This window comes from Falsiroseomonas sp. (assembly GCF_041690465.1).
Lineage (GTDB): Bacteria > Pseudomonadota > Alphaproteobacteria > Acetobacterales > Acetobacteraceae > Falsiroseomonas.
Genome location: NZ_JAWLHG010000016.1, coordinates 75,004 through 92,251 on the forward strand (window position 1 = coordinate 75,004; position 17,248 = coordinate 92,251).

General features: G+C 69.7%; 14 protein-coding genes. 2 read left to right on the forward strand and 12 right to left on the reverse strand.

Features of this window, described 5'->3' with window-relative positions:
* Window positions 1-1,263: hypothetical protein (locus tag ACESM1_RS16655; RefSeq protein ID WP_372621906.1), on the reverse strand; the 1,263-nt coding region annotated here is incomplete at its 3' end.
* Window positions 1,264-1,503: 240 nt separating this feature from the next.
* Here ACESM1_RS16655 and ACESM1_RS16660 point away from each other — a divergent pair.
* A complete protein-coding gene (locus ACESM1_RS16660; protein ID WP_372621908.1) occupies window positions 1,504-3,489 on the forward strand; it encodes an FAD-dependent oxidoreductase in 1,986 nt (661 codons plus the stop codon).
* Window positions 3,490-3,573: 84 nt separating this feature from the next.
* Here the strand turns inward: ACESM1_RS16660 and ACESM1_RS16665 are convergent, their stop codons facing one another.
* The 9 genes from ACESM1_RS16665 to ACESM1_RS16705 form a co-directional block, all read right to left on the reverse strand.
* Window positions 3,574-5,247 (reverse strand): alpha/beta fold hydrolase, encoded by a 1,674-nt coding sequence (locus tag ACESM1_RS16665; RefSeq protein WP_372621910.1) that lies wholly within the window; start codon window positions 5,245-5,247, stop codon window positions 3,574-3,576.
* Complete coding sequence (locus tag ACESM1_RS16670) at window positions 5,244-6,776, reverse strand: FAD-binding oxidoreductase (RefSeq protein ID WP_372621912.1); 1,533 nt, start codon at window positions 6,774-6,776, stop codon at window positions 5,244-5,246. The genes ACESM1_RS16665 and ACESM1_RS16670 overlap by 4 nt, the downstream gene beginning before the upstream one ends.
* A complete protein-coding gene (locus tag ACESM1_RS16675; RefSeq protein ID WP_372621914.1) occupies window positions 6,773-7,672 on the reverse strand; it encodes an amidohydrolase family protein in 900 nt (299 codons plus the stop codon). The genes ACESM1_RS16670 and ACESM1_RS16675 overlap by 4 nt, the downstream gene beginning before the upstream one ends.
* Window positions 7,669-8,661, reverse strand: coding sequence for an oligopeptide/dipeptide ABC transporter ATP-binding protein (locus ACESM1_RS16680; RefSeq protein ID WP_372621915.1), 993 nt, complete (start codon window positions 8,659-8,661; stop codon window positions 7,669-7,671). The genes ACESM1_RS16675 and ACESM1_RS16680 overlap by 4 nt, the downstream gene beginning before the upstream one ends.
* The gene (locus ACESM1_RS16685; protein WP_372621917.1) at window positions 8,658-9,635 is read right to left on the reverse strand and encodes an ABC transporter ATP-binding protein; all 978 of its coding nucleotides are present in this window, start codon (window positions 9,633-9,635) and stop codon (window positions 8,658-8,660) included. Before ACESM1_RS16685 ends, ACESM1_RS16680 begins: the two co-directional genes overlap by 4 nt.
* A complete protein-coding gene (locus ACESM1_RS16690; RefSeq protein ID WP_372621918.1) occupies window positions 9,632-10,513 on the reverse strand; it encodes an ABC transporter permease in 882 nt (293 codons plus the stop codon). The genes ACESM1_RS16685 and ACESM1_RS16690 overlap by 4 nt, the downstream gene beginning before the upstream one ends.
* The gene (locus ACESM1_RS16695) at window positions 10,510-11,526 is read right to left on the reverse strand and encodes an ABC transporter permease (RefSeq protein ID WP_372621920.1); all 1,017 of its coding nucleotides are present in this window, start codon (window positions 11,524-11,526) and stop codon (window positions 10,510-10,512) included. Before ACESM1_RS16695 ends, ACESM1_RS16690 begins: the two co-directional genes overlap by 4 nt.
* The gene (locus tag ACESM1_RS16700) at window positions 11,523-13,100 is read right to left on the reverse strand and encodes an ABC transporter substrate-binding protein (RefSeq protein ID WP_372621922.1); all 1,578 of its coding nucleotides are present in this window, start codon (window positions 13,098-13,100) and stop codon (window positions 11,523-11,525) included. Before ACESM1_RS16700 ends, ACESM1_RS16695 begins: the two co-directional genes overlap by 4 nt.
* Window positions 13,101-13,203: 103 nt before the next feature.
* Window positions 13,204-14,043 (reverse strand): cupin domain-containing protein, encoded by an 840-nt coding sequence (locus ACESM1_RS16705; protein WP_372621924.1) that lies wholly within the window; start codon window positions 14,041-14,043, stop codon window positions 13,204-13,206.
* Between the two features lie 82 nt (window positions 14,044-14,125).
* Between ACESM1_RS16705 and ACESM1_RS16710 the strand changes: the two genes are divergently transcribed.
* Complete coding sequence (locus ACESM1_RS16710) at window positions 14,126-15,673, forward strand: class I adenylate-forming enzyme family protein (protein ID WP_372621926.1); 1,548 nt, start codon at window positions 14,126-14,128, stop codon at window positions 15,671-15,673.
* 21 nt (window positions 15,674-15,694) lie between these two features.
* On the opposite strand, the gene ACESM1_RS16715 is transcribed toward ACESM1_RS16710, so the two are convergent.
* Window positions 15,695-16,171 (reverse strand): RidA family protein, encoded by a 477-nt coding sequence (locus tag ACESM1_RS16715; protein WP_372621928.1) that lies wholly within the window; start codon window positions 16,169-16,171, stop codon window positions 15,695-15,697.
* Between the two features lie 4 nt (window positions 16,172-16,175).
* Window positions 16,176-17,186, reverse strand: a complete 1,011-nt coding sequence (locus tag ACESM1_RS16720; RefSeq protein ID WP_372621930.1) for an ABC transporter substrate-binding protein — start codon at window positions 17,184-17,186, stop codon at window positions 16,176-16,178.
* Window positions 17,187-17,248 lie beyond the last annotated feature (62 nt).

The following is a 17,248-nucleotide window of genomic DNA, read 5'->3' on the forward strand; positions in this document are numbered from 1 at the left end:
CGCCAGCGTGCCGCCGATCTGCTGGCCGTCCACCCGCACCACATACTCCGCCGGGCCGAGGAACTCGTCCTGCGCGATGCGCAGCACCAGCGTGTCCGGACCGCTACCGACGGTCAGGCTGATCGGGGTGTTCGGCGAGGGGTCCACCGGTCCCGTGCCGAGGCCGTCGATCGCCAGGCCTTCGGCGCGCACCCAGATGGGCAGGCCATGGTTGTCGTAGATCGCGTTGCCGCGGCCGGCCGCGTCGGAACCGCCAAGCCGGCCATAGCCATAGCCGTAGAACAGCGCCCCGCCCTGCGGCAGATCGCCGGAGAAGGTGACGCGCAGCGTGTCAGCATCCACGAGTTGCACGGCAGTGCCGATCACGCTTGTCGTGGCGCCGAACACCTGCCAGCCGATGCCGGCTGCCGCATCCGGGTCGAGCGACGAGAATCCGCTCGCCTGATCGTGCTGCACGTCGAGGAGAAGCTGGTTGCTGCCGACGAGCTCGGCGCGGATCACCTCCGGCCCCTCATCGGCGATGTTGCCGCCGGCCTGCGCAACCGGCGAGCCGGGCTTCGCATGGGCGGCAAAGGCTTCCGCGATGGCACGCCCGGCGCGGGCGATCACCAGTGCGGAATCGCCCGCGTCGATGTGCTCGCCGCCGTAGTCGTTGGTCGCAGGGTTGAAGTCGGTGTCGTCATCGTCGGCGTCGATGTCGAGGATGCGAGCGGCGATGTGTGCGTTGAAGCCCGGGTCGGCGGCCAGGATCTCCATGCCCTCGCGGATCGCCTGGTGGCCCTGGTCGCTGCCCTTGTTGTACGGCATCGCGGAGACGAAGAGGTAGGGCGTCGTCGCCGCATCCTGTCCGAGTGCCGCGCGCACCTGGTCGGCGTCGAAGCGGACCGCCGAGACCCAGGTCTCCGGCGCGAGATCGGACGGACGGCTGTCGAATTCGGAATGAAACCACAGTGTCGCCGTCGGATCGTCGCGCTGGCTCGACGGAAGCGCTCCGATCTCGTTCAGCAGCGCCTGCTCAAGGCCGCCGACCGTCCAGTTGCCGGGCGACCCGTAGAGCCAGTCGCCCAGCAGCGCCGTGCCGCCGAAGGCGGTGCTGCTCTGCCAATCCCCCGCATCGTAGATGATGCTGACGGTGTCGTTCGCGCCGTCGAAGCCCAGCAGGCGCGCAACTTCCTGCGCAAGATTCGGCACCCCCGCGCCGCCATTGTCCTCCATCATCCTCATGACGTTCGACTGGCCACGCACCAGGACGTTGAGATTCATCGCGGGCCAATCCTTCTCGCTGCAGCGCCGTGCTTCGGCGGTATCGGTTCGCCCTGGCATGTAGCCCAGGCGGCATGCGCGGCGGCTCACAACCGCGTCGCCGAACTGCATCGTGAGTGGCTGCTTGCGGCCTGAACCCGTAATGTTCCGACTGCGCCGCGCCTGATGCGGCGGCGCAGGGTTGCGGCGATGGCCGCCATGGGGTCGCATAGGGGACTGCCCACAGGAACGCCGCCCCCGATGGAAGACGCTCTGCCCTATCCCCGTCTGTTCTCGCCGTTTGAGATGGCCGGCAAGCGGCTGCGAAACCGCATCGTCCACCTCGCCATGACCACGGCGCTGAGCAGCAATGGCAGGGTGACCGAGCGCCACACGCAATATTTCGCCAACCGCGCGAAAGGCGGCGCGGCGATGATCGTCACCGAGCCGCTCGCGCTTGCCCGCCACCAGCTGGTGCCGAACAAGGTCAACGCCCGAGACGACGGTGAGCTGGACGGGCTGAAGCGCTGGGCCGCCGCCGTCGAGAACGAGGACTGCCGGCTCGTCGCGCAGGTGCAGGACCCCGGGCGCGGGCGCCACACGGCGGGGCGCACGGCGGACGCCGTCGGCGCCTCCGCCCTGCCGGACGACATCAGCGGCACCGTGCCGCATGTGCTCTCCACGGACGAGATCCGCGCGATGGTCGAGGATTTCGCGCAGGCCTCGGCGCGGCTGAAGCGCTGCGGCTTCAGCGGTGTCGAGATCTCCGCAGGGCATGGTCACCTGTTCCACCAGTTCATGTCGCCCTGGTCGAACATCCGCGAGGACGAGTATGGCGGCGACTTCGAAGGACGGATGCGGTTCGTCGTCGAACTCATCACCGCCATCCGCACGGCCTGCGGTCGCGATTTCATCCTCGGCGTAAAGACGCCCGGCGATGACGGCATCCCGGAGAGCATCGGCCCCGATCTCGCCGGTGCGATCGCGCGGCGCATCGCGGCGACTGGCGCGGTGGACTATCTCTGCTTCGCGCAGGGCACGCATCATCGCACGCTGGACCTGCACATCCCGGACGGGCACTTTCCGCCCCTGCCCTACCTGCCGCTGATCCGGCAGCTGCGCGCGCAGCTGCCGGCGATCCCGGTGGTGGCGCTCGGCCGCATCACCGACCCGGCGGAGGCCGAAGGCATCCTGACGCGCGGCGATGCGGAACTGGTTGGGATCGGTCGCCCGCTGATCACCGATCCCGCCTGGCCGGCCAAGGCCCAGGCGGGGCGTGCGCGCGACATCCGCTATTGCGTCTCGGGCAACAATTGCTGGGAGACGATCATCCATCGCCGGCCGATCGCCTGCGACAACAATCCGCGCGTCGCCGCGCCCGATGAGCTCTCCGCGCCGAAGCCGGCGGCGCAGCGCAAGCGCATCGTCGTCGTCGGTGCCGGGGTCGCCGGGCTGGAAGCGGCGTGGACCGCCGCGGCGCGCGGCCATCAAGTGACGCTGTTCGGCCGCTCCGACGAGGCCGGCGGCAAGCTGCGGCTGCTGGTGCGGCTGCCGGGCGGGGAACAGCTCAGCAGCATCTACGACTACCAGATGGCGGCCGCGCAACAGGCGGGCGTGCGGTTCGAACTCGGCGTCGAAGCCAGTGCGGCGGATGTGCTTGCACTGCAGCCGGATGCAGTGGTGCTCGCCACCGGATCGCGCATGACCTGGCCGCGCTGCCTGCCGGCAGAGCTTGAGCGGGAAGGCATCCTGCCCGACCTGCGCACCGCGATCCTGGACGTGCTGGATCTTGCCGAGCCGCAGCGCGGTGCCGCCGTGCTGTTCGACATGGACCACACGGATGGCACCTATGCCGCGGCGGAACGGCTGCGGCAGGTCTTCCCGCGCACCGTGGTGATCACTCCGCGCGAGAGCATCGCACAGGACACCTCCCTGGTGGTGCGGCAAGGCATCCTGCGGCGCTTCAGCCGGCTCGGCGTCGAGACGGTGACGCTGTCAGAGCCGCGTTGGACCGAGACCTTCGAGCAGGAGGGGCGGCTGGAATACGCGAACGTCCACAGCGATTGCCGCGGGCATGTCGAGGAGGTCGCGTTCTTCGCCTATGCGACGCCGCGGGCACCGCAGGACGGTCTGCTCGCGCCGCTGCGTGCGGCAGGGATCGAGGTGCACCCGATCGGGGATGCCAAGGGCGCGCGCGCGGTGATGTCGGCGACGGCGGAGGGGGCCGCGATCGCCGACGCGCTGTGAGGGGCGGCACGGCTCAGCCCTGCGCGGCGGCTGACCGCGTGCTCCGCACGACCGCCGCGAACGGCGCCGCCTGAACCGCGGCAGCTAAGCCCCGGCGAGCGCGGCGCGGATCGCCGCGGCGCGCTCGGCAGCGGAATCGCCGCAGCGATGGACCACGGCTTCCGGCCGCACCGCCACTGCCTGGTCCAGGCACTGGCCGAACAGGTCCGACTCCGACGCGATCAGCGCAACGCGATGCGGCAAACGCGCGAGTTTCTCCGGCAGCGGCCAGGCGATGGCCGCCTGCCAAGCCGGCGCGAAGGAGGAAGGCTGCTTCGCGAGCTCGCGGATTTCCTCCTGCAGCCGCTCGGGCTCCAGCCGGGGTTCTGCCTTGCGCGCGGCACCGATCGTGCGGTCCCACCACGGGAACCACAGCCCCATGTCACGGCGCATATGCCACATGCGCAGCAGATGCGAGCCGTCCCAGACCGGGGCGACGTCAGGCGCCCAGCGCGCGGCCCAGTCGTTGCGCGCGCGCTCGGGCAGCGCAATGGGCGCCTCGAGGATGAGCGAAAGCACGGAACCCGACCTTGCTGCAGCAGCGGCGACCACGGTCGCCGCGCCTGCGTTGTGGCCGAGCAGATGCGCCTGTTTCACGCCGAGCGTGTCGCAGACCGCCCAGAGCGCCTGCGCCCAGACCTCCGGCGATTGCGCGCCATCGCCACGCGGATCGCTCTCGCCATGGCCTGGCGGATCGAAGGCGATGACCGGGATATCGGTGCCAAGCGCGCGGATGAGATCCTCGTAGAGCGCGGAAGAGCCGGGGACATGCGGCGCGATCACCAGCGGCGGCGCGCCATGCACATCGCCGATGACACGGACCAGGACCTGCCCATCGCCGACCTGAACATAGTTGGTCGTGCTGCGACCCGCGAGTGGCGTCGCGAGCGGCGATGCCGGCGGCGTGCCGCGGGCGGGATGGCGCAGCAGCACGGCGCGCTCCGCCACGGCGGCGGCGAGCGGGTCGCGCGGCATCTCCTGCTGCCACGCGCTTGCGGGGTATTGCGACATGGTGCGGTGCTGGCTGTCGCCCGGACGGTTGCCGAAGCAGACCGGCACGCGCAACTCCGGCAGCACCTCGAGCCCGCGATGGCGGAAGGCCGCGCTGTAGCCGATGCGATAGCCATCGCCGGCTTCGAGCAGCTCGACGACGCCGCGATGGTTGAACTCGGCATCGGGCACATCGGTGTCCGCGCGGAAGGCCAGCGTCTGGTTGTGCCAGGGCCAGAAGACGTGCTGGTCGCGATAGCGGTACCACAGCCAGACCAGATGGCTGCCATCCCATTGCGGCACGATCGGCAGCAGGTAGCGCGACAGCCTTTCCTCCGCCGCCTTGACGGAGAACACCGGGAACCCGTCGGTCAGCGCCAGCGGACAGCGGTCGGGGTAGCGCAGCGCGAACTCCACCGCGATGGAGGCGCCGGTGTGCCGGCCGTAGGTGGCCGCCTGCTCGACACCGAGCGCGGTCAGCGCCTCCGCGAGGCCGTCAGCGAAATCCTCGATCTCCGGCCGTTCCAATGGCAGCAGGTCGGAAAGCCCGAAGCCCGGCGTGTCGAAGGCGAACGCGGTGAAATGCGCGCCGAACACCTCCTGCGGCAGGCGCAGCACCTTGGCCGAGCACGGCGATGCGTGCAGCAGCACGACGGCCGGTCCCTCGCCGCAGCGCGTGTAGTGCACGCGGCGATTGCCGACCGTCAGGAAGTGGCGCGTGACCTTCATTCTGGTCCTCCCGCTAATCCGAGCGCGCCGGGATTCATCCGCCCGGCCGGATCGAGCATCGCCTTGACCTGCTGCAGCAACCCCGCTGCGCCCGGCGTCATCCGTTCCGTGAGCGCGTAGTAGCGCCCGACCTGGGCATGCACGGCGCCGTGCGAATCCAGCACCGCGCCGAGTTCGCGCCGGGCCGCGCGCACCGTCTCGCGCGCTCGCGGATCCGGTGCCGCGTGGCCGAAGCGCGCGCGGTTCTTCTCCGACAAGTGCAGCAGGTGCAGCGGGTCGAGCGCGTCGCGCCAATAGAACATCGGCTCGATGGTGACATAGGCGCCGAGCGACGAGACGATGTGGCTGACGCTGACGCCGGCGCTTGCAAGGTCAGCCTCCATCGCCTTGAGCCGCGTCTGCAATGCCAGGAGGCAGTCGCGCGCGGCGCCGAGCGGCAGCATGCCATGCACGGGCACCCAACGCTCGCCTTCCGGCCCGACGAAACCGCGGATCGAGTAGGGGCGCGCACGGAGCGCACGAGGGATCGCCGCCTCGACCTCCTGCCCGCCGGCGGCGGTGGCAATGGCGCGCGCGGCTATGATGCCGGCCTCGGCGGCGGCGGCCGTGATGCCCTCGGCGGTCAGATGCAGGGTCCAGGCAGGATCGGCCAGCTTTGCCCGCGCCAGCCCCGCGACATCCCGCACCGCCCGCAGCACGGAGCCAGCCCGCGCGGCGACGGCAGCCGCGGTGCGGAGTGCGTCGCCCGGCTCGACGTGCGTGGCGCTGCGGGACCGCAGCGGGTCCATCGCTAGCGCGCGCGCAACAAGGCCGCGTCGCTGGACCTCGACAAGCGCACTCATCATCGCGCCACCATCGGCAAAGGCGAAGGAGGCGAAGGCCGCTTCCCGCTCCGGCGCCAGACGCAGCGCGATCTCGGTCTTCACGCCGAAGGCGCCACAATCGCCGAGAAAGAGGCCGGTGAGATCGGGGCCCATGTGGCGCCAGAACGTCGGACCGCCACGCAGCGCGAGTGCGCCGGTGTGCACCACGCTGCCATCGGCCAGCACGACAGCCAGCCCGATGATGCCGTCCATGCTGCCCGGCAGGTTCTGCGCCGCGACGCCACCCACAGTGGTCACCGCGCCCGAGATCGGCGAGCCCTGCGCCGCGCGCAGCCCATGCGGCGCCAGCGCTTCCGCCAACGCCTGCCAGGAGACGCCCGCGCCGACCACCGCGGTGAGGTTGGCGGCGTCGATGCGGATGCCGTCCATCCGCGTGGTATCCAGCACGACTGCGGGGTGCCGCGGCACTACGCCGGCCGTGTAGGAGAGCCCTGCCCCGCGCGGCACGATCGGCAGGCCGTGCTGGGCCACCAGACGCAGCGCAGCGGCAGCCCGGTCGGTATCGGCCGGGCGGATGACGATCGCCGCCGGCGCTGCCTTGGGCCATTCGAAGAGATCGGCAGTGGCAAGCGCGCAGCTTTCTGCATCGGTCGCCACATGGGCGGCGCCGAGCAGCGCGCGCAACGCCTCCGCCAGTTCGGTCATGCTGGCGCGTCGGGCAGGTTGAAGATGCGGATCGCGTTGTTGCGCAAGATCTTCTTGAGCGGCTCGGGCCGAAAGTTCAGCTCCATCATCTCGTTCATCGCACGTTCGGGGTCGATCACCGACCAGTCGGTGCCGAACAGGAACTTGTCCTGCCCGTAGGTGTTCGCGTAGTGCACGGCCTGCTGCGGCCAGTGCTTCGGCGCGTAGGCGTCGCCCGCCATGTAGACATTCGGATGCTTGGTGCAGCAGGAGATCATCTCGTCCGTCCAGGGATAGCCGAGATGAATGCCGATGATCGTCAGCTCAGGGAAGTGGATCGCCACCTTGTCCAGCGTCATCGGGCGCCCGACTGAGGGCAGGCGCCGGTCCTGCTGGTACACCAGGCAGTGGCCGACCTGCATCATGATCGGCACGCCGAGTTCGGCGCAGCGCGCGTAGTAAGGGTAGTAGATTGCGCTGTCCGGCGCCTCGGAGAACCAGTGGGGGTAGAGGTGCCCGCCGACGAAGCCGTATTCCTTGATGGCAACGTCGAGCTCCTTCAGCCCCTTGATGCCGCGCGTCGGGTCGATGCCGGCGAGGCCGGAGAAGCGGTCCGGATACCTGGCGCAGATGTCGCGCACCCATTCATACGGGATCTCGACCGAGCCCTTCACCCGCAGGTCGCCGCAACGCACCGCGATGAGGAAGGAGCGCTCGATGCCGGCCCGGTCCATCTTGCGCAGATAATCCTCGATCGAGACGCCCTTGCGGTCATCCTGCCTGGTGCGCACCTGCTCGCGGAAGCGGCTGTCCGTGGGGATGCGGCCCTCGGCGAAGGCCTCCGGCGTGAACACGTTCACCACGATATCAATGGTGCCATAGGCGGTGCGGGTGGCGGCGGAATCGAAGGCTGTCATCGGGCTGTTTCCTCGGCAGGAGCGAGAATATTGGTGCCGTCGGCGACACGGATGCAGGCGGCGAAGTGGCCATCCTCCACACGCAGCGGCTCCGGCGGTGCGGTGCTGCAAGCGGGCAGCGCTACCGGGCAGCGGCCGGCGAAGAAGCAGCCGGGCGGCAGGTTCACCGGCGAGGGGATCTCACCGAACACCTCATGCCGCGCCAAGGGCACCGACGGGTCGGGGGGCAGGTTCGCGGAGAGCAGCACCTGCGTGTAGGGATGCGCCGGCGCCTCGAACAGCCGCGGCGTCGGTCCCTCCTCGGCGATGCGGCCGAGATAGAGCACCACGACGCGATGAGAAACCAGGCGCACCGTCTCGAGGTCGTGGCTGATGAACAGCATTGCCACGCCGGTTTCCCGCTGCAGCTCGTCCAGCAGTTGCAGGATGCCGGCGCGGACGGAGAGGTCGAGGGATGAGGTGGGCTCGTCCAGCACGATCAGCTTCGGCCTGTTGGCGATGGCGCGCGCGATCGAGACGCGCTGCAGCTGCCCACCGGAGAGCTCATGCGGATAGCGCGCGAGTGCGGCGGCGGGCAGGCGCACGCGATCGGCCAGGCGCCGGGCTTCCGCCGCACGCGCCACGCTGGTCAGCTTCGCGTGCAGCGTCAGCGGTTCCTCGAGCAGGCGCCCGATGGTCATGCGCGGACTGAGCGAGCCCCAGGGATCCTGGAAGACGATCTGCAGCCGCGCGCGAAGTGGGCGGAGCGCTGCCGGGGACAGCTGCGTGATGTCCACGCCCTCGAACAGGATGCGCCCGCCGGTCGGCCTCAGCAGCCGCGTTGCGAGGAGGCCGATGGTGGACTTGCCGGAACCGGACTCGCCGACCAGACCGAGCGTCTCGCCGGCGGCGATGTCGAAGGAGACGTCGTTCACCGCCTTCACGGTGGTGCCGCCGGCCCCGCTGAAGCGGTGCACCAGGCGCTGTACGGACAGCACCGGCGCGCTCATGCGAGCTCCTGTGCGTAATGGCAGGCGGCCCCATGCGCCTCACCCAGCGACACGCGCGGCGGTGCGATGAGGCAGGCCGGCGTCGCGCGCGGACAGCGGTCGCGATAGAGGCAACCCTGCGGCAGGTTGTAGAGATCGGGCGGCGTGCCGCCGGTGATGGTCCAACCGAGCTGCGCAATGCGGCCCGGCGTGCTGGCGATCAGCGCCTGCGTATAGGGATGCCCAGGCCGCGCGAAGACCTCGCGCACCGGCCCGTCCTCCACGATGCGGCCGGCGAACATCACCGCCACGCGCTGGCAATAATGCGCGACGACGCCAAGATCATGGGTGATGATCAGCGCGCCGAGATCACGCGCCGACACCAGGTCGCGCAACGTGTCGAGCACCTGCGCCTGCACCGTGACGTCGAGGCCGGTGGTGGGTTCATCGGCGATCACCATCACCGGGTCGTTGATCAGCGCCATGGCGATCAGCACGCGCTGCGCCATTCCGCCGGAGAGCTCATGCGGCCAGGCCTGCATGCGCCGGCTCGGGTCGGGTATGCGCACGGCGGCGAGCGTCGCCTCCGCCCGCTCGCGCGCCGCCGCGCCGCTGGCCGTGCCGTGCACGCGCTGCATGCGTACCAGCTGGTCGCCCACGCGCTTCAGCGGATCGAGCGAGGTCAGTGGCGATTGCACGATCATCGTCAGTCGGCGCCCGCGGATGCGCTGAAGCTCGCGCTCGGGCATGTCGAGGATGTTGCGGCCCTCGAACCGGATGCGTCCCTGCGGAATGCGCGCCGGGGAGCGCAGCAGGCCCATTGCAGCCAGCGCCGTGAGCGACTTGCCAGCACCGGTCTCGCCGACCAGGCCGACCACCTCGCCGGCCCGGACGGTGAAGGAGACGCCGTTCAGCGCCTGCGCGACGCGCATGCGGTTGTCGAGCCCGCGCGCGGCGAACTCGACATGCAGATCCTCAACGTCCAGCAGGCTCACTTGCCCGTCGCCCGCCGCTTCGGGTCGAGCAGGTCCGAAAGCCCGTCACCCGCCAGGTTCAGCGCGAGCACCATGGCGATCAGCGTCAGACCGGGGAACAGCGCCACCCACCATTCGCCGGAGATCACGTATTCCGCGCCCTGGCGGATCATCGCACCCCATTCCGGTGCCGGCGCCTGCACGCCGATGCCGATGAAGGCGAGCGTCGCCGAGATGCGCACCGCCCATGCCATCCGCAGCGGCAGTTGCGCGGTGGCGCCGAGGATCGCGTTGGGCAGGATGTGCACCAGCAGCACGCGCCATTCCGGGTTGCCCGCGGCGACCGCCGCGCGCACGAAGGTGGCGTTGCGCAGCGCCAGCACCTCGGCGCGCACGATGCGGGCGAAGATCGGGCTGTCGAGGAAGCCGACCACCAGGATCACGTTCAGGAAGCCCGGCCCGGCCGCCGCGACGATCGCCAGCGCGAGGATGATGGTCGGGAAGGCGCGCAGCACGTCCAGCACGCGCAGCAGCACCTCGTCCACCCATCCGCCGCGCCAGCCGGCGATCAGGCCGAGCGGGATCCCGACCACCGACATGATCGCGCCCGCCGGCAGCGCAATGCCGAAGGCGTAGCGCGCGCCATGGATGACGCGGGAGAGCACATCCATGCCATTGCCATCGGTGCCCAGCAGGAACTGGCCAGTACCGGGCGGTTGCAGGGTTTCGTAGGGAAAGGAGAGCGTCGGCGGCAGCGGCGCGATCAGATCGGCGAACGCCGCCATGAGGCCGAAGGTCACGATGATCGTGAAGCCGACCGCGAAGGTCGGGCTGCGCCGGGCGGTGCCGAGCAGGCGATCGAGCGCCGACGGCGGTGCAGGCGTGGTGGTCGCGCTCATGCCCGCGCCTGTGCCCGCGGCTCCAACAGCATCACCGCAAGGTCCACCAAGGCGAAAACGATGACGGACGCGATGGCGAGCGTCAGCACATATCCCTGAACCGCCGCAAAATCGCCGAGCAGGATCGCGTTGAGCCCCCAATGGCCCAAGCCGCCCCAGGCGAAGACGAACTCGATCAGGCTGGCCGCGGCGAGCAGCGATGTGAATTCGGATCCGACGAAGGTGATCACCGGCACCAGCGCGGCGCGCAGCGCGATGCGCCGCACCAGGTTGCGCGGAAAGCCGCAGGCGCGGGCGTAGCGGATGTAGTCTGAGCCCATCACCTCGATCGCGATGGCGCGGGTGTGCTTGATGATGGGTGCGGTTGCGACGATGGTGAAGCAGGCGACCGGCAGCACGAGTTGCTCCGCTGCGGAGCGTGCCGCCTCCCAGTTGCCGGCCAGCAGGCTGTCGATCAGCACGGAGCCGGTGACCGGCGGTGGCGGCGTGACCATCATGGAGACCCGGCCCATCGGCGCCGGCGCCCAGCCCAGCAGGTAGAAAAAGACGAAGATCGCCATGAGGCCAAGCCAGTAGGTCGGCAGCGAGAAGCCGAACAGGGAGCCGAAGCGCGAGACCTGGTCGAACCAGCCATTCGGCCGCTCCGCCGCACGCAGCCCGAGCGGCACGCCGATCAGCGCACCAAGACCAACCGCAAGCGTGACGAGTTCCAGCGTCGCCGGCAGATGCGCCGCGATCTCATGCGTGACCGGTGCATTGCCCTGCCAGGACCGGCCGAGATCGCCCTGCACCAGGCGCTGCAGATAGGCCCAGAATTGCGTCAGCAGCGGCTGGTCCAGCATCAACTCCGCGCGGATGCGCTCCAGCATCGGCGCATCGGCCATCGGGCCGGCGAGCATGGCGACCGGGTCCTGGTCGCCGATGCGGACCAGCATGAAGGTGACGAAGAGGATGCCGAGCGCCACCGGAACGGCGACGACCAGGCGCCGCAGCAGGAAGTGCCCGACGCTCACCGCCGGCAGGCCAAGTCCTTCCAGACCAGACGGTTGTGCGGGCGCCACATGAAGCCTTCCATGCAGCTGACGAACACCTCATGCGTGCCGGGCAGGAAGGTCTCGATGAAGGTGGCGCTCTCGGCCTGCACCCGCTGGGCCTCGGCGATCATCTCCAGCCACTTCGCGTCGTCGCGCTCCACCACGGAGGCGTCGATCAGCCGGTCGAGCTCCGGGTTGTTGTTGCCGTTGACGTTCGAGCCGCCGCGCGAATGTGCCGTGAGGAACATGTTGTAGGAAGGATCGGGCACGAAGGAGGAGGTGAGGTGCGTCATCATCGGCAGCGACCACACCCGGATGGCGCGCCGCGCCGTCATTTCCGTGGCCGGGATGCGCTTCGGCGTCAGCCGGATGCCGGCGCGCGCCAGGCTCGCCTGCATCTGCAGCGCCAGCGGCTCCTCCCACCACCAGTTGGTGCTGTATTCCAGCGTGATGTCGAGGCCGTTCGGATGCCCAGCCTCGGCCAGCAGGGCACGCGCCCGGTCGTAGTCGGTGTCATAGGTGTAGGCATCGATCGCGCCGGGGATGGGCGGGTTTAGCATCGAACGGCTGCGCGTGCCGAGGCCGAGGAAGACCGCTTCGCCGATTGCGTTGTAGTCGGTCGCATAGGCGATGGCCCGGCGGACGCGCACATCGTCGAAGGGCGGAGAGGCCGGGTTCATGCGCACGGTCGCGCTGCCCGGCGCAGCGACGCTCTCGACCCGGATGCGGCGGTCGCGGCGCAGGTCCACGATCTGCTGCAGCGGGATCTGCTCGGCGTAGTGCACCTGGCCTGTGCGAACCAGTGCCACGCGCGTGGCAGGCGAGGGCACCTCCCGCCAGACGACGCGCGTGTGGAAGGGCTGGCCGAGCTGATAGCCGCGGTTGACGACGAACACCGCCTGCTGGCCGGGCTGCACGCTCTCGACGTGGTAGGGTCCGAAGCCGGCTGTGTTGCTGCCGAGCCAGCGGGTGGCGAAGGGATCCTCCGCCGTGGCGTGCTTCTTCGCCTCGGTGCTGTCGAACAGGGCCGGGATGTGCAGCGTCAGCGCGCTGAGAAAGATGCGATTGGCATCGCGCAGCCGGAACCGCACCTCATAGCGCGAAACAGCCTCGACGCTCTCGATCCGCGCGACGTTGCGGATGAAAAGGCCTGTGCGGCGCTGCGCGTTGGACTTCTCGAAGGTCCAGACCACGTCGGCCGAGGTCAGCTCATTGCCGAAGGGGCTCATCATGCCGGGGCGGATGCGAAAGACGTATTCCTTGCCGTCTTCCGACACGGTCCAGGATTCGGCGAGGTGCGGCTCGACGCGGCCCGGATCCACCTCCGGCCTGCCGTTCGCGCCCTGACGTGTCGCGAAACGCGTCAGCCCCTCATAGACATTCACCGAACTCTCGATCTGCCCGGGCACCCAGATGTCGGGGTCGAAGCCGCGCGGCGTGGTGACCATGGCCATGACCATCGTCCGGTCCTGCGCCGCGGCGGGCACGGGCAGCAGGCCAAGCGAGGTGAGAAGCGCGACGGAAGCGAGCAGCACTCTGCGCGGATGTGCCATGGTTCCTCCTTCGCGCTCCAGGCCGGGCGAAGCGCACAAGCGAGCCTAAGATGCAGCCTGCATCCCAGTCAATCGAACAGTCGGGCGACCGCTTACGGCCGGGTCAGTAGCGCGCCGGGCGTGGCCAGGGTGTGGCCATCAGCGGTGCCAGCTCCGGCGGCAGCACCGGGCGATGCGCAGGCGTCCAGGTGAAGGGCTGGTCGGGATCCTCCCACGTCGTGGTCTGGGGGCCGCCGATGGAACGGAACAGCAGCAGCGTCCCGGTCCAGGAGCCATAGGGCGCATGCTTCACCATCGGCGGGCGCCAGCAATAGGCCCCCGCCTGCATGGTGCCGAGGTCGCCGGAAAGCTCGCCCGACAGCAGGAAGAACTCCTGCACCACCGGGTGGCGCTCGCTGCGCTCGCCCTGGCGGAACGCGATGGTTGCGGTGAGATAGGTCGTCTCGCCGGTGTCGGGGTCCTTCCGCAGCGTGCGCATCCGAGCAGTGGAGCGCATGGACTCCAGGCCCATCGCTTCGAAATCGCCGTCCCAGACGTTATCCGCGGCGGACAGGCGACGGACCAACCGGCGTCCGTCGAAGGTGCGCCCTGCCCCACCCGGCGACGGCAGCGGTGCGGCGGAGAAGAAGGTCAGCACGGTCGCACCGCGCGGTGCCACGAAGCTGCTGCGGGGCATGTCCCGCGGCAGGTGCGCGTAGGTGTGCTCGCCGTACTCGACGCCATCCACCTCGATGGCGCCGTCGAGCACCCAGAATTCCTCGTCGGCCGAAAGCCATTCCGCAGCGCGCGCGTAAGCGGGCGGATAGCGCAGGATGCAGGAAGCCGCGCCGGTTTGGTCGTCCACGGACAGGATCTTCCCCTCCGCGCCCGGTCGCGCAGCAATCGCGTCGTGCCGCCAGGGCAGTGCCTGGGCCTGAATCCAGTCGATATGCGGTCGCGCCATGGGAGATATCGCGCACCCCTCGGCCGAAGCTGTCAAGCGCGCCGATTGACACGCGATCGCGGCGCATTCGATCCTTCGCGCCATGCCCGATTTCACGCGCCGCGGCGCCTCCCGCCACATGCTCATCTCGGACGGCATCCGTGCGTCGGCGGGGCGGACTCCGGACAAGGTGGCCATGCGCGAGAGCGGACGTGAACTGAGCTATGCGCACCTTGTGGAACGCATCGCGCGCGTCGCCAACCTGGTGCATGCCGGCCTCGGCCTGCGGCATGGCGAGCGGGCGGCGGTGTTCGCGGCCAACTGCCTGGAGTATGTCGAGATCGTCTGCGGCATGGCGGAGGCCGGCGTCGCCGCCGCGACCATCGGGCCGGCTGCCGCCCCGCCGGAGATCCGCTTCATCTGCGAGGACAGCGGTGCGCGCGTGATGTTCGTCACCCCCGCGCTGGAGGACGCCGCGCGCGCCGCGGCGCCGCCCTCCGTCGAGCGTTTCGTGGTGATCGGCCCCGCCTATGAGGCGCTGCTGGCCGAGGCATCCGCAGGCCCATGCCCGGTCGAGGTCAGCGAGGAGGACATCTTCTCGGTCCCCTACACCTCCGGCGCCACCGGCCGGCCGAAGGGCGTGCAGCTTTCCCACCGCGGGCGCGTGCTCTCGGCCTTCGCCATGGCGGCGGAGCATGGCTGCTACACGCCGCAGGACCGAGCGGTAGCGACCACGCCGATGTTCCACGGCGCCGGCTTCCTGATGGCGATGACGCCGATCTGGTTCGGTGGCCAGGTGGAGATCCTGCCGCGCTTCGACATCGAGTCGCTGATGGGCACGATCACCCGAATCCAGGCCACCAGCGCCTATATCGTGCCGGCGCATTTCGCCGCGCTCTTCGCGCTGCCGGAGGCGAAGCGGGCGCAGTGGGACATGCGTTCGATGAAAGCCGCGATCTCCGGCACCGCGCCGCTCGCGCAGTCGCTGAAGGAGCGTATCGTCGGCTATTTCGGCGACGGCAAGCTGTTCGAGCGCTACGGCACGACGGAGACGTCCATCGCGACCTCGCTCGGCCCGCGCGACCAACTGCGCAAGGTGGCCTGTGTCGGCCTGCCGTACCCTGCCACGCAAGTGCGGGTCTGCGATGAGAACGGCGACGAGGTCGCCCGCGGCGAAGCCGGTGAGCTCTGGGTTTCCTCGCCGTACCAGTTCTCCGGCTACCTCAACCTGCCCGAGGCGACTGCGGCCGGACGCCGCGGCGACTGGTTCGTCACCGGCGACATCGCGAAGCAGGACGAGGAGGGCTACGTCTACCTGGTGGACCGCAAGAACGACATGGTGATCTCGGGCGGCGAGAACATCTATCCGCGGGAGGTGGAGGAAGTGCTGCTGGCGCACCCGGCCGTTGCGGAGTGCGGCGTCACTGGCGCACCCCACGCCTATTGGGGCGAGGCGGTCACCGCCTTCGTCGTGCTGCGGCCGGAGATGCACGTCGCAGCCGAGGAACTGCTGGAACGCTGCCGCGAACGCCTTTCCCGCTACAAGGTGCCGAAGGACATCCGCTTCGTACCCGCGCTGCCGCGCAACAGCATGGGCAAGGTGCTCCGTCGCGAGTTGCGGGCGCGATTGGCGGCGGAAGCGCGCGACTGAAGCACCACCGCCGCGCCGCGCTCAGACCTCCACTTCCATCTCGCCGTTGATCTCGACCGCGATGCCGTGCGGCAGTTCGAACATCCCGACCGCGGAGCGGGCATGACGCCCACGCTCCGGGCCGAACAGGTCGAACATCAGGTCCGAGGCACCGTCGATGACTTCCGGCATGTGGTCGAAGCCGGCCGCCACCTTCACCATGCCGAACAGCCGTACCACGCGGCGCACGCGGTCGAGGCTGCCGATCTCCATCTTCACGCTGGAGAGGATCGAGAGCGCGGTGGCGCGCGCGGTCGCGTAGCCTTCCTCGATGCTCATATCGGCGCCGAGGCGTCCGGAGGCGCGCACCCCCGGCAGCGCGGGCAGGTTCCGCCCATGACCGGAGATGAACAGCACGCTGCCAACCCGTACGCAGCCGGTGCGGTTGGGCTTCGGAAAGCGGAACGGCTCCGGCAGCGCGTAGCCGAGTTCCGTCAGCCGCCGCTCGATCGCGTCCACGGCTTCAGCCCGGCAGGAAGGAGGTGTCGAACACCGCCTCGAAGGGCACGCGCTGGCGCAGATGGCCGGTGCGGATCAGCACCTCCTGATAGGCATCCGATCCCGCCGGCGACATCTTCCCGTCCGGCACCACCGCTTCGCGCACGTTGCCGAGCGCGCTGAAGAACACGGCCTCGTCGAGACGGCTGAAGAAGGGGCGGATGGTCGAGGCCACCTGCTCCACCGGGTTGGCGCGGATCCACGCCGAGGACTCCACGATGACACGCACCATCCGGCGCACCAGGTCGGCGTTCTCGCGCGCATAGTCGGGGCGGACATAGATCACCGCGTGCAGGAACTCGCGCAGCGCCGGATCCTGGCCGCGGGTGTTGTTGATGAGCCAGTCGGCGATCCCGGTCTCCACCATCTGGTCGGTCAGCGGCGAGGAGAAGGAGTAGGCGTTGACGATGTTGTTGCGCATCGCAGCGATGGCCGCCGGACCGGTGCCGGAGGCGACGACCCGCGCATCCCGCTGCGGATCGAGGCCTGCACGCAGGATGTAGTACTGCGCGATGTTGAAGGTGAGCGAGCCGGGCGCGGAGGCGCCGATGGTGAGGCCGCGCAGCGCGCCGAGCTTCGCCTCGATCGGCGAGTCGGCGCTGATGCGCCGCTCGGCCGCGGCCTGCTTGCTGATCACCAGGTTGATGCCGCAGCGGCCGAGGATGCCGCAGACACCAAGCAACTGCCGGCCCTGCAGGTGCAGCGTGTAGAGGTGGTGCGGCGGGGTGGCGACGAACTGCACCTCGCGCGCCATCAGCGCCTGGACGTCGGGGCCGTCGCCGCGGGTGATCACCAGTTCCAGGTCGATGCCGGCCGCCTTGAACATGTCGCGCGCGCGGCCGACATAGATCGGCATGTAGGAAAGGCTGTCGGCCGGCTGGGTGATGCGCACCTTGGTGAGGCCCTGCGCACGCACCATGCGCGGCACCGCCAGCGCCGCCGCGGCGCCAGCCAGCACACCACGCCGTCCCGTCATTCCGATCGCTCCCGTCATCGCCCTGCTCCCTTGTTTGCGCCGGCGCGTGCCGGCGTGGTTTC

Excerpts from the sequence above, each read along its gene's own strand:
- ACESM1_RS16660 (WP_372621908.1), top strand. The coding sequence starts at position 1,504 with ATGGAAGACGCTCTGCCCTATCCCCGTCTGTTCTCGCCGTTTGAGATG.
- ACESM1_RS16665 (WP_372621910.1), bottom strand. The coding sequence starts at position 5,247 with ATGAAGGTCACGCGCCACTTCCTGACGGTCGGCAATCGCCGCGTGCAC.
- ACESM1_RS16670 (WP_372621912.1), bottom strand. The coding sequence starts at position 6,776 with ATGACCGAACTGGCGGAGGCGTTGCGCGCGCTGCTCGGCGCCGCCCAT.
- ACESM1_RS16675 (WP_372621914.1), bottom strand. The coding sequence starts at position 7,672 with ATGACAGCCTTCGATTCCGCCGCCACCCGCACCGCCTATGGCACCATT.
- ACESM1_RS16680 (WP_372621915.1), bottom strand. The coding sequence starts at position 8,661 with ATGAGCGCGCCGGTGCTGTCCGTACAGCGCCTGGTGCACCGCTTCAGC.
- ACESM1_RS16690 (WP_372621918.1), bottom strand. The coding sequence starts at position 10,513 with ATGAGCGCGACCACCACGCCTGCACCGCCGTCGGCGCTCGATCGCCTG.
- ACESM1_RS16700 (WP_372621922.1), bottom strand. The coding sequence starts at position 13,100 with ATGGCACATCCGCGCAGAGTGCTGCTCGCTTCCGTCGCGCTTCTCACC.
- ACESM1_RS16705 (WP_372621924.1), bottom strand. The coding sequence starts at position 14,043 with ATGGCGCGACCGCATATCGACTGGATTCAGGCCCAGGCACTGCCCTGG.
- ACESM1_RS16710 (WP_372621926.1), top strand. The coding sequence starts at position 14,126 with ATGCCCGATTTCACGCGCCGCGGCGCCTCCCGCCACATGCTCATCTCG.
- ACESM1_RS16720 (WP_372621930.1), bottom strand. The coding sequence starts at position 17,186 with ATGACGGGACGGCGTGGTGTGCTGGCTGGCGCCGCGGCGGCGCTGGCG.